The organism is Desulfobaculum bizertense DSM 18034 (assembly GCF_900167065.1).
GTDB lineage: Bacteria > Desulfobacterota > Desulfovibrionia > Desulfovibrionales > Desulfovibrionaceae > Desulfobaculum > Desulfobaculum bizertense.
Map to the genome: position 1 here is coordinate 563,342 of NZ_FUYA01000001.1, position 15,338 is coordinate 578,679.

Genomic DNA, 15,338 nt, shown 5'->3' on the forward strand with positions numbered 1-15,338 from the left:
ACGGCTTTTAAACTCGCTGAGGATACGTAAGGGAATCATTCCCTTACGCGGGGTCCGGGGCTGGCCCCGGTTCTCTTCCCCTACCACTCAATCTTTTTCCTAGGGCACAAAAAAAGGCGGAAGCAGAGCTTCCGCCTTGAAATGTCGAATCGAGAGATCGATTAGACGCAGCCGGTGGGCTTAGGAAGACCGGCCATCTTACAAGCACCCTTACCAGGACCGGAGGGGAACAGCTCGTAGATGTGCTTCAGCTTGAAGCCAGTCACCTTGGAGAGAATGCGCACCATAGGAGCGATGCCATTCTTCTTGTAGTAATCCTGCAGGAAGTCGAGAACTTTCTGATGTTCGTCAGTCAGATCTTTGATGCCTTCGGATTCCTTAACGTACTCAACCCACTCAGGGCACCAGTCTTCGAAACGCTGAAGAAAACCGTCTTCATCGATATCGAAAGAAATTCCCTGGAACTCAACAGTTGCCATGTTCATCCTCCTTAGGGTGTTCGAACGAAAAACCGTTCAAGCTCACTGCTACTCTAAGAGTAAAAGATGAGCGCCTATAGTTAGCAGCATTCCGCTGCTCAACTTCGTATTTAGGGCAAACTACCATGCCGTAAACTTTGCGGAGTCTACGACTCTGGGGCGATTTTTGTCAATGCCTTTTGCCTCTGAAATGAGAGGAACTTGACGTAGTTGTCAGCAAAATGACGGAAAATTATTCATCTTGTAACAGTTGGTCGAGCTGTTCCTTTGCGAACTCAAGGTTAGGGTCGAGTTCATATGCATTGGCGAGGCAGTGAATCGCTTCTTGTGCCTGTCCGAGTTTCTTATAGCACATTCCAAGATTTGCCAAGTCCATTGCTGAACCGCTGTCGAGATCGAGTGCTGCTTTGAAATTTTTCATAGCTTCTTCATAGTTTTCGGCTTTGAAGAAGCAGACGCCGCGCAGGTTGAAGTATTCTTTGACTTCAGGACAGTAGGAGATAGCGCGGTCGAGGTGCGGCATCGCGTTGGAAAAATCTCCAGCCTGAGTAAGGGCATAGGCCTGATAAAAAGCGGCGAGGCCTTTATCTTCGCTGTCTGGCTGAAGAGGTTCTGCCGTAGCAAAAAGTTTTGCGGCAGCAGCAGGATCACCCATGCGCAGGTTCAGCAGCGCGCGGAAGAAGGGGAGGAAATGTGCGTTGGGGTAGACTTCTTCGAGCACATCCAGCCCTTCGAGTGCGTTGGGAATTGGGGCATCTTCGGCGAGCATGCGTCCGACGAAGAGACCAAGAGAGGCCTGTTCGGTGCGTTCGCGGAAGAGGAATCCGGGCACAAAACTGTAGTTTGTGGGAATCCCGATCTCGTCGTGCATGGTGGAAATACTGTAAAGTGTGTGCCCCTTGGCGGCAAGACCATCACAGAGGTTTGCAAGTTCCTTGCGGATGTCGTCAGCTTCGAGGCTCGGCAGGGAAGAGAGGGGAACGACCGGGCCGTCAGTGATCCAGGAGATGTCCTCAAGCTTGAGATACTTGGGCAGGCCGGAGGCCTCATAGTTGGCGCCGGTCTCAAAGTCACCAGCAAGCTGGGCGACTTCGGTTAGCGCACGAATGGCGGCTTTTTCTGGCGTAGCGGCTGTGCCTGCGGTGTAGACGATTTCGCTGGCCTGCGGGAAGTTCTCGGGATCGTATGCGATGGCTGCAACTGTGGGGGCAGGCATACCAAGGCTCATGTCTTTGAGCCAAAAGCGAATGCCGTTGTCGCGGAAGGCGCGAACGAGTTCGGCGAGCACGGCGTCGTCAGAGCTGTCGGGGTCGATGGTCGGCATCTGTGGCTGCTGGCGGTCGCTGACGGTGCTGACGTGGCGTTCGACCAGCTCGGACGCACCCTGCAGAATAGATTCCTCAAAGGTGTTGCCTGCGCTGGAGCCATTGAATTCGTTGAGCTTTTTAAACCAGTCGAGAGGGACGTATTCCTCTGTTTCTTTGCTCACGTTGGTTGCAGGGACAAAGCGCCAGGTAATAAGATCGAGAATGCGTGCGGCGTCTTCTTTAGAAATGGAGTCGTTGGCAGAGGCGATGATTTCAGAAACGGGAATGACTTTACCCGGCCATTCGTCCTGAGCCTCGGACCAGGTCAGCTCCTCAAAGTTTTCTTCTTTGCTCCAGTAACTGAAATAGCTGAATCGCTCAGTCAGTTCCATGAGCGCGGAGGCCTGGGCCTGAATGGGGGAGGCGCCTTTTCCCATCTGCTTTCTGGTGGGCATAATGCCGCGGGCAGCGTTGCCGCAGATGCTCATGTAGACGGGAATGCCAAGGCGGCCGGTGTCGATGCGTTTGACTTCCGCGAGGACGTCGGTACCAAATTTTTTGAGACGCTCGTGAACGCGCTCAACGGTTTCCTGAGGGGAACAGGCTTTATCCTGTTCCTTGGAATAGGACTTGGGACAGCTTTTCAGTTCGATCATAGCTAGGCAACCTGCTTACGGGGTTTAAATCTGTGTATGGAACAGAGGAATTTTTCCTGATCAGAGCCAGTGTCGTGTCGTTTGCCACCGACGACTTTTTCCTGAGAGAGGAACTCCTTATCCATCAGTTTGAAAAACCGGATACTTTTTCTGGAGTAGCTGCGGCTCAGCAAAATTTCTGCGTGGCGAGCTGGCTTAATGTGATTGAGCAGGAATTTGGAAAGCCCACGGTGGAGCTTTTCAACGTAGAGGATTTCCGAGCCAATGATGTAATCGAAGCGTCGACCAAGTTTGTCGGCAGAAAAATCAGCGGGGCGAATGTCGACTCGGTCCTGAAGTCCATTCTTGAGCGCATTGATGCGGGCAAAGAGCAGGGCGTCAGGGGTAATGTCGGTGATGGTGGTTTTGAATCCACGTGCAGCAGCAAAAAGCCCACAAACTCCGAGTCCGGCGCCAATTTCCAGAATTTCAATGTCTGGGTTGTGTGGCATGGAAGAGAGGAAGTGGGCAAGAATCATGGAAGCGGGCCAGATCTTGGCCCAAAAGGGCAGCTCCAGATCGTCTATGTTTTCTGCTTCTGTAATTTTTTCGACATATTCGGCCATGTTTGCAATTTGCAAAACTTCTATGGTCTGGCCGCCAGCAGAGATAGGCTCAAAGCGCAGGGTGTAGCGCTCTTCTGCTTTGTGAAGGAGTTCGTCCAGCGTATCATCGGGTGAAAAAGGAAGGGACGTGCTCAAGGGGCCTCCTGAATCGAAAAAGGGGGTGGAAGGCACCAAGAAAGGCGTGGTGCCCATTGGACACAAAAAAAGCCGGCTATAAAGCCGGCTTTTACAATTTCACTGGAGCGGGAGACGGGATTTGAACCCGCGACTTCAACCTTGGCAAGGTTGCACTCTACCACTGAGTTACTCCCGCGAATTATGGAGGCGACATCCGGATTTGAACCGGAGAATGGAGGTTTTGCAGACCTCTGCCTTACCACTTGGCTATGTCGCCTTGATCATGCGATTAGGCTTTTATACCGAGTGCAAAGCATTTGTCAATGCCTGTAATTGCTCCGGCCAGATGAGACCTAACCTCTTTCTAAGCTGTCTTCAAGGATTTTTTACACATGGTGAAAAATCTTTTTGACGGAAACATATTGAATTGAGTGGAGCGGGAGACGGGATTTGAACCCGCGACTTCAACCTTGGCAAGGTTGCACTCTACCACTGAGTTACTCCCGCCCAATTCGTTTGTTTCGCTTTTGAAAGAACCGCCGTCGTTGCGGTGAAAGAGGGTTTATGTGAAGACGGTAAACCTGTCAACAACATTTTCAAAAAAAGTGTAATTTTTTTAAGATTCTTTCCAAATTATGCTTCGTGTCCCGGCTATATCCTTAAACGGAAGGCCCTTTTTTATTCCTGCAAAGGCGAGTTCGGCGTTTGTGATCTCACAGCCTGCCAAACTGCTCAGGCCCATATCTAATAAAATAGGTGAGAAAGGAACGCTTGGTCCAAGGAGCATAACATGGGTTGAGGGCCGGCAGAACTCAAGAAGTCCCGCAAGAGTTCCGTTGAGCAGGGTGGTTCCTGTAATCGCCACAAAGCCAGCCCGAGGAATCATGTCTTCGGCGTAATCCGTGGAGAGGTCGCCGGGGCGAGGAACAAGTTCCAGAGTGTGGAAAGAGGCAAAGCCTCCGTTTTTTTGTCCGATTTTTTCTACAAAGGGGAAATGTCCGACAACAACAACGCGTTGCCCGATAGCGTGTTTGACGATCATGTCCTGTCCCTTGCTTTCTTCGACGCCGTCCGGAATGGGCAAAAGGGCATTCAGGGCTGCAATGCCAAAAACACGGGCTTCTGGGTGCGGGAGTTCTTTTTCTGGAGCTGTCAGGAGCCGCACCATGCCGTGGAGTGTGTCGGGCAAACCCTCGGTCGTGAGGGGGGCTGGATATGGACCTTTGTGCCCAATACGGGTTGCAAGTCCTGCTTTTTGGCCTTTGATCCCGACCATATATCGACCGCAAACGCTTCCCGTAACCGGGCTGTCTGGAATATCTTGTACGCTTTCAACAAGCTCGTGTAGTATGTTTTCCTGCATGGATGTGACTCCTTGGATGATAATCTGTAAACTTGGGTAGATATACTTCCTCTTTTTCTTCTTTGGCAAGATGCGGTATTATGCGGTATAACATTCCGCTGGTCTCTCCCATTTCACTTCTTTACTTTTGTCCTAAGGTTGCGGTAAAGAAGCCACTCAATCCCATCTCCCGCCTGGATGCGGGTCTGGACCGTCTTAGCTCGGAGGAATGACATGGATCAGAAAGATCTTGAAATGTTTCGCTCCCGTTTGACGCAGATGTTGGAAGACGTCTCCGTAAAGGGTGATGAAACTCTTGGCGATATGACTGATGGACATGAGAACTATGCAGACCCTACAGACCGTGCCACTGCGGAGTCTGACCGTTCCTTTACCCTTCGGCTCCGTGATCGGGAACGAAAACTCATTAAAAAGATTCAGCAGGCCCTCGCTCGTATTGATAACGGCACCTTTGGTATCTGCGAGGAATGCGGCGAAGAAATTGGTGTACCGCGTCTCAAGGCTCGTCCTATGACGACTCTGTGCATTCAATGTAAAAGCCATCAGGAAGAAGAGGAAAAGGTTCGCGGCGACTAGACCTTGTGCGGTGGCCGAACGCCCTTATGGCAGCGGACGGCTTTGCAGCGAACTGATCATATGGAAGCGAACTTTTTTAGACGTCTCGCCGTTCAGGTAGGGGAGTCTCTCTCCTCGCGACGAGTCGATCGGATCTTTAACCCCGCGCCCGGTGTCTGGACTTTCAAAATCCGCTCGGACGCGGGGTCCTATCTTGTAAGCAGGACCTCAAAAAAAGATGGTCTGCTCTTCATTACACGCGAAAAACCCGCAAATCCCCCAGTTCCAACAGGATACTGCATGTGGTTGCGCAAGCGCCTCGAAAACAGGCGTTTTGTCGACTATGTCATGGACTGGCCGACCCGCCGCATAGCCTTTGAGCTAACACCCGGCGAAGGGCGCTGGTTTATCCTCTCCGAGTCCGAGGAACCTGTTTTGGCTGAGGTCTTGCCCAAAGATTTTGGACTGGACCCAAGCTGGCCGGAGCTTTCGGAAGTTTTGGAAAATCGGGAAGTCTGGCGGGAACATCCTCAAATTTCACCTGCACTGCGCCGCTTTGTGCGGGCTTTTCCCAAAGAGCGAGCGCAGGCCATGCTTGGCGCTTTGGAACGTGGCGCAAGTCAGCGTTTCTTTGTGTATCTCACAGCTGGAGAAGCTGGGGCAAAAGCTGAAGCCCTTGCATGGCGACTGCCCGAAGAGCTGCGTCGGGGGCGTGAAGAACATGCCTTTGATTCTGTTTTGGAGGCTGCGGACTTCTTTGGCCGTACAGCGCTGTTCCCAGAGTTGGCAAAACTCGCTTCGGCAGAGGACACAGCTCGGCTCAAGGCCCAGAAGAAGAAACTGCATCGTGCCCTCAAAAAGCTGGAAGAAGAAGAGCTGCGAATGCAGGCGCTTGTCGCTGGTGTTGAAGATGGGCAGGCAATTCAGGCTGTGCTCTACCAGTTTGACAAGAACGAGAAACGCCCTTACCTCGACGTACCGTGTCCTGACGGAACTGCGCGTCGGATTAAGCTCGATCCTCGCTTTTCTTTGCGGGACAACATGAACCGTTTGTTCAAGAAGTCCGCCAAGGGAAAACGTGGCTTACAGTTTGCCGTTGAGCGGCGCAAAAGCCTTGAGTCTGCTCTGGATGCTGTTGAGCATGGGAGCATTTTGCCAGATCTGAAAAGGGCTGGTATTGCACAGGGCCACGGCCGAAATGACCGGGGCCGTCTCAAGGGAATTCAGGCTGCCGCGTTTACCAGTTCTGATGGCTTTACGCTGTATCGGGGCAAGAGCGCCAAGGGCAACCACGAAATTTTGTCGCTTTTGGCGAGTCCGTTTGATTTGTGGTTCCATGCCGCCAATGGACCGGGCGCACACGTTATTCTGAAACGTGACTATCCAGACCAGCACGTCCCGGAACAGAGCATTCGAGAAGCAGCCTGCCTTGCTGCGCTCAAAAGCCATTATGCCAACGCCGATCGCGCCGAGGTGATGTGTGCGCTTGCCAAGTACGTTCGCAAGTCTAAGGGGCTGGCTTTGGGGCAGGTCGCTGTCGACCAGCTTCAGGAGATGCTGCACATTGATCTGGACCCCTCCGTGGAAGAAAAACTTATGCAGGACGCGGCGTTTTAGTCGCGTTGGACTGTAGTGATAAAACAGGCTACCGTGACGCTGTAGCAACTGCTTCGAAAAAGAGAAGCATTGGAAATACATGCCAAAAGAAAAGTGTGTCGAAAAAATTCTTGAGTTCGAGGATATTGCTCTTGCACGAGAGCTTTTTGGACCGCAAGACGCGCATCTTGCCTCTATTGCAAAGAAGAGTGGCATCCGTATAGGTTCTCGTGGAAGCCGGGTCTTTTTGCGTGGGGATGATGCAGACGCTGTTGCTCTGGCGGCCAATGTGCTTATCCAGCTTCACGACCACTTGCGTGCTGGCAACCGACTCTTTCAGAAAGATGTCGACGCCGCGCTTGGCATTTTGAATCAGAAGCCCACGGCAAAGCTCCGCGACATGTTTGAGGAGCAGACTGTGGCTGTCACGCCCAGAAAGCGCATTAGTCCACGGACTCTGACTCAGCGCGATTATCTGGAAAATATCCGTACAAGTGATGTCAGCTTTGGAATTGGTCCGGCTGGCACAGGAAAAACCTACCTTGCCGTAGCAATGGCTGTTGCTGCGCTGGTACGGCATGAGGTCAAGCGCATTGTGCTGACCCGTCCGGCTGTCGAAGCCGGAGAGCGGCTGGGCTTTTTGCCCGGCGATCTGGTGCAGAAGGTCGACCCCTATCTTCGTCCATTGTATGACGCCCTGAATGACCTGCTCGATTTTGAGCGGGTTCAGGAAATGCTGGAGCAGAATGTCATTGAAATCGCTCCACTGGCGTTTATGCGTGGCCGAACCCTGAATGATTCTTTTATCATTCTCGACGAAGCCCAGAACACAACACCTGAGCAAATGAAAATGTTTTTGACGCGCCTTGGCTTTGGTTCAAGGGCCGTTGTGACAGGCGACGTGACTCAGATTGACCTGCCGGGGAATACCCAGTCAGGTCTCATTCACGCTGCAAACTGCCTCCAGGGGGTGGAAGGTATTTCATTTGTCCAGTTCCACAAGGAAGATGTCATCAGGCATCCTCTTGTGGGGAGAATAGTACAAGCTTATGAACGTGTTTCGAAAGCTGAAGAAAAAAAATAGTTCCAAGTCGCGGGAGCGTCATTCTTCCGCTGGTTTTGGAAACTGCGAGGGGACTCTTTCCAGTCGTCTCTGTGCCGCAAGCGGTGCGATGGGCATCATCTCGATACTCGCCGCCATCCTCATTTTGAGTGTGCTTGCTGGAGCAGACTGGAGTGCGGGTCCCCGACTCTATTTTGTCGGTGAGGTTGCGGACCGTGACGTTGTTGCGGACCGTGAATTTCTCGTCGAAAATGTTGAGGCTACCCGGCAGAAACGTCGGCGTGCCGCAGCAGCGCAGCCACCTGTTTTTGATTTGGCTCCCGATGCTTATGAATTCGTTGACCGTCGCGTTTCCCGCATCTTTCATGTCCTGAATACCTCCGAGGGTGAGGACGTGAACGAGGTGCGCTGGCGCGTGTCCGAAGACCTGAATTCCGAGGTTGCGCTTCCCATCTTTGAGCGCTGGAAAGAAGAGAGTTTTCAGAATCTTGTTTTGGGGCGTGTTTTGCCTTGGCTCAAGGGCTACATGGCAAAAGGCGTTGTTTCAGATTCTGGTGCCATGTCTCGTTTTGATTCTGGCATCATGGTCCGCAATGTCGAAACCGGCATTGAAACGCTTCGCATGGACCCCGCAGCAATTTCAGATCGCTACGCTCTTCGGGACGACCTCGCATTTTATCTCAAGAAGGACCTGCACAAGAGTCTGCTCATTCGTCGCGACATTTGGGCACTGATTGGCCCTCTGGCGAGTCCAAGCCTAAGCTTCAATGCGCAGGAGACTGCGGCGCGTAAGCGGGAAGTCGCCCGCGCTGTTGAGCCTGCATATTTTCATGTGCAGCAGGGGCAGATCATTGTCCGGCAGGGCGAGGCTGTGTCTTTGCCGCAGCACGTGAAGCTCAAGGCCATGATTTCCGATGCGCCCGAGACCTTTGGCTTTGGTCGGGCAATTGGCCTTTTCCTTGTCGGGTGTCTTCTTGTTGGCGGCCTTCGGTTTAGCTCCCGCTCTGGTCTGTGCACTGCCATGACAGGTCGGGACATGATGCTCGTTTCGCTCATTGTTCTTGGCTTTGGTCTGCTTGCAAAGGCCATGGCTCTTCTTGGTGCACCTCTTGCCCTTTCTGCCGGAGCATGGACGCGCGATCTTTTGCCCTATGCAATGCCTATTGCAGGTGCATGTGGTTTGTTGGCCCTGTTCTTTTCGCATGCCATTTGCTTTAACATCGGCATCGTTATTTCTTTTCTTTGCGCCAGCATTTTTGGTGGTGGGCTTCCGCTTTTCCTCTTTTATTTTCTCGGCTGCATGCTCCAGACTTTCCTCATGAAGCAGACGCACACCCGGTATCAGACGCTCTACAGTCTGGTGCCCTTGCTCGGTGGGCTTCTTCTTGCCTGGTTTGGCGTGGCCTTTGTTGAGTCTCGCGATCTGTTGCAGCTTGGAGCTGGAACGCTTTATGTGTTGGCAGGTGGCATTGCCTCGCTTTTCATTGTTTTGGCGCTTTCGCCTGCTGTTGAGCTGATTCTTGGTTTCACCTCGCGCTTTAAGCTGATGGAATTGATGAATCTTGAGCAGCCACTTTTGCAGGAGCTTATGGTTGCAGCTCCCGGCACCTATCATCATTCGCTTGTTGTCTCCAACATGGTCGAAGCTGGTGCGCGGGCCATTGGGGCGAATCCTCTCGTTGCCAAGGTTGCGGCCCTCTATCATGACGTTGGCAAGATTACCAAGCCACAGTATTTTATTGAGAATCAGCTTGGACGTGAGCGGAATCGTCACGACAAGCTGACCCCGTCCATGAGTGCGCTTATTTTGATCTCTCACGTCAAAAAGGGCGTTGAGCTTGCCCGTCAGCATAAGCTGGGCAAGGAGATTGAAGACATTATTCAGCAGCATCATGGGACAAATCTGATCTCGTATTTTTATCACAAGGCAAAGGAGCAGGCTGAGGCGCGTGGTGAAGAGGATGTTCGCGAAGAAGAATTTCGCTATCCCGGTCCCAAGCCGCAGACCAAGGAAGCTGGACTTATTTTGCTCGCTGACGCCATTGAGGCATCAAGTCGCACGCTTTCTGAGCCGACTCCGTCTCGCATCAAGGGGCACATTGAGTCTGTCATCAAGAAAATCTTTTCTGACGGGCAGCTTGATGAGTCAGAGCTGACCCTGAAGGATTTGCATCGGTTGAGTGAGGTTTTTCACCGGATTCTTACGGGTATTTTCCATCAGCGCATTGAGTATCCTTCTGGTTCTCAGCCGCGTACTGATGGACAGGCCGCGGACAGTGCCAAGGAGCTTCCTCCGGCTGAGTCGTCGTCTTCCCAGCAGGCTTCGGATGCCTCTGCTTCCGCCTCTGCCTCTGATGCAGCAAAAGATTCTTCGTCATCTGGGGATTCGTCCTGTGACGCGGAGCGTTCCTGTCATGATTCCTCTGTGCCTGTAACGTATGGTTATGATGGATATGGCGACACTGAACTTAAATTTAGCAAATCTCGATCGGTAAATTCATGACGGATTTTTCGCAGGCCGAATTCGGCGAGCTGCCTCCTGAGCTTGAGAACATGGACCCTGATTTTTTCGCCAGTCTTGGTGTTCCCGAAGCTGGTGAAGAGGTCTCTTTTCTCCCCGCAGGGGAGTTGGTTATTGAGACGCATTGTCTTTTGAACCCCTCCCTTCCGCTTTCTCAGAGTGAGTTACGTCCCTTTGTGGAGGCTGTTCGGTTTGCTCTTGGCATGTCAGAAGCAGAAGTGCAGCTTTCTATCGTCAACGATGCGGAGATGGCGCAGCATCACGAGCAGTTTAAATCCCGCATCGGTCCCACTAATGTGTTGTCGTTCCCGGATTCTGATCCAGAGCGCCCGCAGTATATTGGTGAGATTATTCTTTCTGCCGACACCCTTGTGCGAGAAGCTGACCTTTACGGGCAGCCCGTGCTTGAGCATTTTGCCCGGCTTCTCGCCCATGCCTTTTTACATCTCGCAGGCTATCCCCACGGCGAGGAAATGTATTCCCTCACTGAGCAGGCTGTGCAGGCTGCTACAGGGGAAGGCCCTGCTCGTTAGAGCTGGGAGAGAACTGGGGCTAGCCCCAGCCCGCAAGGGCTGGATGGGCGGGTGGGGAAAGATTGGGGGCCAGCCCCCAAACCCCCGCGTAAGGGAATGATTCCCTTACGTATCCTCATCGAGTTTAAAAGCCGTGCAAGCTTCGCTTGCACGGCTTTTAAACTTGGGTGAGAAAGCGATAAGAAAGTCTTTCTCTTTTGCGAGTTGCCACCATTTTCTTTCTGAACGCGAGCGTTCAGAAAGAAAGGGGTGAGGCGCAAAGAAAAAGAACACACGCCTAGTTAATTAGGCCGAAAAAAAAGGGGCCGGATGAAGGGGAAAGCCAAAGGCTTTCACTCATCCGGCCCCTTTTTTTTCGGGCGAAAGCGGGATTCCCAAGGGCCTCGTCCTTGGGCGGGGTCAAGGGGCAGCGCCCCTTGCAGGGTTTGGGGCAGCGCCCCAATAAAAACACCGCCCGCCCTGCGCCCCTTGCAGAGCATGAGACGGAGTCTCGTAACCCCACCCACCCGGAGCCTTTTGCGTAGGTTTCTGGAAAAATTCAAAAATTGACAGTCCTGGGAAAAATCGTGGTTAGGAACGGTGTTTGGCCAAATATGTCAAAAAGGTGGTTTATGATGGTGAAATGGGGTGTCTGTGCTTTACAATTGCTGTGCTTCGGCGTTAACTATTCGTTTCCCGTACGTATAGGTCATAGAAACACGCACAGTTAAAAGGGGGAAGTGCCCATGTCTCGACATTTTTTGAGCATCCTCGATCTTGACAGAGAGCAGGCTCATGCACTGGTGCGACGAGCGCACGAGATGAAGCGGACGGATTGCCGGACGACGTTACTGTCTGGCAAGACGGTAGCGATGATTTTTGAGAAGGCATCGACCCGAACGCGAGTGAGCTTTGAAGTTGGCATTCGTCATCTCGGTGGCAGTCCGCTTTTGATGACGCCAGCTGAGTCTCAGCTTGGGCGTAACGAGCCACTGCGAGACACGGCGAGGGTTCTTTCCCGTTTTTGTGCTGGCATGGTTGTGCGCACATTTGGTCAGGAGAAGCTTGATGAGTTGTCGGAGTGGGGCAGTGTTCCGGTCGTGAACGCCCTGACAGACAGCTATCATCCCTGCCAGGTGATGAGTGACATGCTGACGATGTACGAAAACACTCCCGAGTTTGAAGGGCTGAAGGTTGCCTGGGTTGGTGATGGCAACAACATGGCGCATTCCTTTATTAATGCTGCTGTGCATTTCCCCTTTGAGCTTGCACTGGCTGTGCCTGAGGGTTTTGACCCTGATCCAGAGATTTTGGAGAAGGCGCGCAGTCTTGGTGCAAACATCACGGTCACCCGCGATCCTCGCGAAGCCTGTAGAGGCGCACATTACATCAACACGGATGTATGGGCCTCCATGGGGCAGGAAGAAGAGCAGAAGGCACGAGAGAAGGCTTTTGCTGGCTTCCAGGTGAACGATGATCTTATGGCGCTCGCAGACCCGCAGGCGAAGTTTATGCATTGCCTGCCTGCCCATCGTGGCGAAGAAGTCTCCGAGTCGGTGCTCGAGGGGCCGCAGTCAATTATTTTTGACCAGGCTGAAAACCGGCTGCACATGCAGAAGGCTATCCTCGAGTGGGTATTCAGTGAATAGTATTTTTAAGAGTTAGAGGACGTAATGAGCAAGGATATCAAGAAAGTTGTTCTGGCCTACTCTGGTGGTCTGGACACATCGGTCATTCTGGCATGGATTAAAGAGCACTATCAGTGCGAAGTTGTGACACTGACAGCTGACCTTGGCCAGGGTGAAGAACTGGACGGCATTGATGAAAAGGCTTTGGCCACTGGTGCTGTAAAGGCATACGTTGAAGACCTGCAGGAAGAGTTCGCACGCGACTTCATTTTCCCCATGTTCCGATCCGGAGCAATTTATGAAGGTCGTTACCTGCTGGGTACCTCTATTGCCCGTCCGCTCATTACCAAGCGTCTGGTGGAGATTGCTCACGCAGAGGGTGCTCAGGCTGTTGCACATGGTGCAACTGGCAAGGGCAATGACCAGGTGCGTTTTGAGCTGGCAACAACGGCTCTTGATCCTAGCCTCAAGACCATTGCTCCCTGGCGCGAGTGGGACCTGAAGTCCCGTTCTGACTGCCTCAGATTTGCAAAGGCACACGGCATTGAAACGCCTATCAGCCACGGCAAGCTGTACAGCTGCGACCGTAACCTCCTGCATTGCAGCTTTGAGGGCGGCGAGCTGGAAGATCCGTGGAATGCTCCTGGCGATTTGGCCTACGCTATGTGCGTGTCTCTTGAAGATGCACCGAACGAGTCCGAAACCATCACTATCGACTTTGAAAAGGGTGATGCTGTTGCCATCGATGGCGAGAAGATGACTCCCGGCGAGATCATGATCAAGCTGAATGAGCTTGGTGGCAAGCACGGCATTGGCCGTCTGGACATGGTTGAGAACCGTTTCGTGGGCATGAAGTCCCGTGGCGTGTACGAGACCCCCGGCGGAACCATTCTGTACGCTGCACACCGTGATCTCGAAGGCATCACAATGGACCGCGAACTGATGTCCGTGCGTGATGGCCTGATTCCTCGCTACGCCGAGATGGTCTACAACGGTTTCTGGTACTCCCCAGAGCGTGAAGCCATTCAGGCATTCATTGACAAGTCTCAGGAACACGTCACTGGTACTGTGCGCCTGAAACTGTACAAGGGTCATGCTATTCCTACTGGCCGTAAGTCTCCGTTCTCTCTGTACCGGGCTGACCTTGCGACCTTTGAGGAAGATGATGTCTACAATCAGGCTGACGCAGCCGGTTTCATCAAGTTGCAGGGCCTGCGGCTGAGAGGCTTCGAAAAGTAGGAGCGGCCATGTCCGAAACAAAAATGTGGGGCGGACGTTTTGCGGCAAAGACCGCAGCTTCTGTTGAAGACTATACGTCCTCCCAGCAGTATGACCGTGCGCTGTACGCCGAAGATATTAGCGGTTCTATTGCTCATGCTCACATGATGGCAAAGCAGGGTGTGCTGACGGCAGAAGAAGCAGAGACTCTTGTTAACGGTCTGAATTCAGTCCGCGAAGAGATCGAAAGCGGCGTGTTTGTCTGGAAAAAAGAGCTTGAAGACGTTCACATGAACATCGAAGCTCGCCTGACTGAAATCGTTGGCCCGCTGGGTGGAAAGCTCCACACTGGCCGGAGCCGGAACGATCAGGTTGCTCTGGACTTCCGTCTGCACGTCACTCGCCGCATGCGTGAGTGGCAGCATTTGCTGGCGCATCTTGTGGAGAGCATTGTGGCGCGTGCCGATGAGAATCGTTCTGTGATTCTTCCCGGCTGTACGCACATGCAGCCTGCACAGCCTGTGAGCCTTGCGCATCACCTGCTTGCGTATGCCCAGATGTTCCGTCGTGACAGCGAGCGTGCTGCTGACTGCGAGAAGCGTGCGAATGTTTCTCCGCTCGGCGCTGCTGCTCTGGCAGGAACCACCTATGCCTTTGAGCCTTCTGCTGTTGCGGAAGAGCTGGGCATGAATGGTGTGTTTGCGAACTCTATGGATGCTGTTTCAGACCGCGATTTCGTTGTCGAGGCTGTGTTCACGGGGTCCATGGTGATGGCGCATCTCTCCCGCCTTTGCGAAGAGATTATTCTTTGGTCCAATCCCGCTTTTGGGTTCATTAAGCTGCCTGATGCGTTTGCAACAGGTTCCAGCATTATGCCTCAGAAGAAGAATCCCGACGTTGCCGAGCTGATGCGTGGCAAGACCGGTCGTGTGTATGGTGCCCTGAACACCTTGATGACGCTCATCAAGGGGCTGCCCCTCGCGTATAATCGCGACATGCAGGAGGACAAGGAACCATTTTTTGACGCTGACCGGACGGTGCGTGCATCTGTGTCCATTATGGCAGACATGATGGCTGAGCTTGGTTTTGACGCCGAGCGCATGCGTGCAGCTTGTGCCCGAGGCTATCTCAATGCAACAGAGTTGGCAGACTATCTTGCGTCCAAGGGACTTCCGTTCCGTCAGGCGCATCATGTCACTGGCAACGCTGTTGGCTATGCTGAGAAGCAGGGCAAAGGTTTGGAAGACTTGACGCTTGAAGAGCTTCGTGAGTTTTCTGAGCTTATTGAGGCTGATGTCTTTGAGGCTCTTGCCTATGAGACGGCAGTCGCTCGTCGCGAAACCAGCGGCGGCACAGGTCCGAATTCTGTCTCTCGTCAGATCTCTGATCTGCGGGAGTGGCTTGGGCAGTATGCGTAAGCTATTGAGTTGGGATGAGGTATGAGGGGAAGAGTTGGGGGCCAGCCCCCAAACCCCCGCGTAAGGGAATGATTCCCTTACGTATCCTCAACGAAAATTAAAAAAGTCCCCTGAGTAAAACTCAGGGGACTTTTTTAATTTGTTGGGTGTGCGTAAAGTGCGTCTTTCTCTTTTACGTGTTGTTACGTGTATTCTTTTTGAACGCGAGCGTTCAAAAAGAAAGGGTTGGAGCGCAAAGAAAAAGAACACACGGGACGCCCACTAGGCCAAAAATAAAGGGCCGGATGTAGGGGAAAGCCA

General features: G+C 52.8%; 12 protein-coding genes and 3 tRNA genes. 8 read left to right on the forward strand and 7 right to left on the reverse strand.

What is annotated here, in order from left to right; all coding sequences use genetic code 11:
* Positions 1 to 161 precede the first annotated feature (161 nt).
* The 7 genes from B5D23_RS02550 to B5D23_RS02580 all read right to left on the reverse strand — a co-directional run bounded on the left by B5D23_RS02550 (position 162) and on the right by B5D23_RS02580 (position 4,527).
* Positions 162 to 479: a TusE/DsrC/DsvC family sulfur relay protein gene (locus B5D23_RS02550; protein WP_078683814.1), complete on the reverse strand. Its 318-nt coding sequence runs from the start codon at positions 477 to 479 to the stop codon at positions 162 to 164.
* Positions 480 to 711: 232 nt separating this feature from the next.
* On the reverse strand, positions 712 to 2,442 hold the full coding sequence (locus tag B5D23_RS02555) for a YcaO-like family protein (RefSeq protein ID WP_078683815.1): 1,731 nt from the start codon (positions 2,440 to 2,442) through the stop codon (positions 712 to 714).
* Between the two features lie 2 nt (positions 2,443 to 2,444).
* On the reverse strand, positions 2,445 to 3,182 hold the full coding sequence (locus tag B5D23_RS02560; RefSeq protein WP_233813892.1) for a class I SAM-dependent methyltransferase: 738 nt from the start codon (positions 3,180 to 3,182) through the stop codon (positions 2,445 to 2,447).
* Between the two features lie 103 nt (positions 3,183 to 3,285).
* Positions 3,286 to 3,360 (reverse strand) — tRNA-Gly (locus B5D23_RS02565).
* Between the two features lie 6 nt (positions 3,361 to 3,366).
* Positions 3,367 to 3,441: transfer RNA gene (locus B5D23_RS02570), tRNA-Cys, on the reverse strand.
* Between the two features lie 155 nt (positions 3,442 to 3,596).
* Positions 3,597 to 3,671 (reverse strand) — tRNA-Gly (locus tag B5D23_RS02575).
* A gap of 109 nt (positions 3,672 to 3,780) precedes the next feature.
* Positions 3,781 to 4,527: a Rossmann-like domain-containing protein gene (locus tag B5D23_RS02580; protein ID WP_078683817.1), complete on the reverse strand. Its 747-nt coding sequence runs from the start codon at positions 4,525 to 4,527 to the stop codon at positions 3,781 to 3,783.
* A 213-nt stretch (positions 4,528 to 4,740) separates the two neighbouring features.
* Here B5D23_RS02580 and dksA point away from each other — a divergent pair, with 213 nt between their 5' ends.
* The 8 genes from dksA (at position 4,741) to argH (ending at position 15,038) form a co-directional block, all read left to right on the forward strand.
* On the forward strand, positions 4,741 to 5,103 hold the full coding sequence (gene dksA, locus B5D23_RS02585) for an RNA polymerase-binding protein DksA (protein ID WP_078683818.1): 363 nt from the start codon (positions 4,741 to 4,743) through the stop codon (positions 5,101 to 5,103).
* 279 nt (positions 5,104 to 5,382) lie between these two features.
* Positions 5,383 to 6,699 carry an NFACT RNA binding domain-containing protein gene (locus B5D23_RS02590; RefSeq protein WP_159445879.1) on the forward strand — a complete coding sequence of 439 codons (1,317 nt, stop codon included), beginning with the start codon at positions 5,383 to 5,385 and terminating at the stop codon, positions 6,697 to 6,699.
* Positions 6,700 to 6,778: 79 nt separating this feature from the next.
* Positions 6,779 to 7,762, forward strand: a complete 984-nt coding sequence (locus B5D23_RS02595) for a PhoH family protein (RefSeq protein ID WP_078683820.1) — start codon at positions 6,779 to 6,781, stop codon at positions 7,760 to 7,762.
* Positions 7,728 to 10,244 (forward strand): HD family phosphohydrolase, encoded by a 2,517-nt coding sequence (locus B5D23_RS02600; RefSeq protein ID WP_078683821.1) that lies wholly within the window; start codon positions 7,728 to 7,730, stop codon positions 10,242 to 10,244. The genes B5D23_RS02595 and B5D23_RS02600 overlap by 35 nt, the downstream gene beginning before the upstream one ends.
* Positions 10,241 to 10,795, forward strand: a complete 555-nt coding sequence (ybeY, locus tag B5D23_RS15170; protein ID WP_234985053.1) for an rRNA maturation RNase YbeY — start codon at positions 10,241 to 10,243, stop codon at positions 10,793 to 10,795. The genes B5D23_RS02600 and ybeY overlap by 4 nt, the downstream gene beginning before the upstream one ends.
* 725 nt (positions 10,796 to 11,520) lie before the next feature.
* Positions 11,521 to 12,423 (forward strand): ornithine carbamoyltransferase, encoded by a 903-nt coding sequence (gene argF, locus B5D23_RS02610; protein ID WP_144012513.1) that lies wholly within the window; start codon positions 11,521 to 11,523, stop codon positions 12,421 to 12,423.
* Between the two features lie 24 nt (positions 12,424 to 12,447).
* A complete protein-coding gene (locus B5D23_RS02615; RefSeq protein WP_078683823.1) occupies positions 12,448 to 13,641 on the forward strand; it encodes an argininosuccinate synthase in 1,194 nt (397 codons plus the stop codon).
* 8 nt (positions 13,642 to 13,649) lie between these two features.
* Entirely contained in the window at positions 13,650 to 15,038 is a 1,389-nt protein-coding gene (gene argH / locus B5D23_RS02620; RefSeq protein WP_078683824.1) for an argininosuccinate lyase, read from the forward strand.
* Positions 15,039 to 15,338: the final 300 nt, after the last annotated feature.

Coding starts and splice junctions, on each gene's coding strand:
- B5D23_RS02550 (WP_078683814.1), bottom strand. CDS start 479: ATGGCAACTGTTGAGTTCCAGGGAATTTCTTTCGATATCGATGAAGAC.
- B5D23_RS02555 (WP_078683815.1), bottom strand. CDS start 2,442: ATGATCGAACTGAAAAGCTGTCCCAAGTCCTATTCCAAGGAACAGGAT.
- B5D23_RS02580 (WP_078683817.1), bottom strand. CDS start 4,527: ATGCAGGAAAACATACTACACGAGCTTGTTGAAAGCGTACAAGATATT.
- dksA (WP_078683818.1), top strand. CDS start 4,741: ATGGATCAGAAAGATCTTGAAATGTTTCGCTCCCGTTTGACGCAGATG.
- B5D23_RS02590 (WP_159445879.1), top strand. CDS start 5,383: ATGTGGTTGCGCAAGCGCCTCGAAAACAGGCGTTTTGTCGACTATGTC.
- B5D23_RS02595 (WP_078683820.1), top strand. CDS start 6,779: ATGCCAAAAGAAAAGTGTGTCGAAAAAATTCTTGAGTTCGAGGATATT.
- B5D23_RS02600 (WP_078683821.1), top strand. CDS start 7,728: ATGAACGTGTTTCGAAAGCTGAAGAAAAAAAATAGTTCCAAGTCGCGG.
- ybeY (WP_234985053.1), top strand. CDS start 10,241: ATGACGGATTTTTCGCAGGCCGAATTCGGCGAGCTGCCTCCTGAGCTT.
- argF (WP_144012513.1), top strand. CDS start 11,521: ATGTCTCGACATTTTTTGAGCATCCTCGATCTTGACAGAGAGCAGGCT.
- B5D23_RS02615 (WP_078683823.1), top strand. CDS start 12,448: ATGAGCAAGGATATCAAGAAAGTTGTTCTGGCCTACTCTGGTGGTCTG.
- argH (WP_078683824.1), top strand. CDS start 13,650: ATGTCCGAAACAAAAATGTGGGGCGGACGTTTTGCGGCAAAGACCGCA.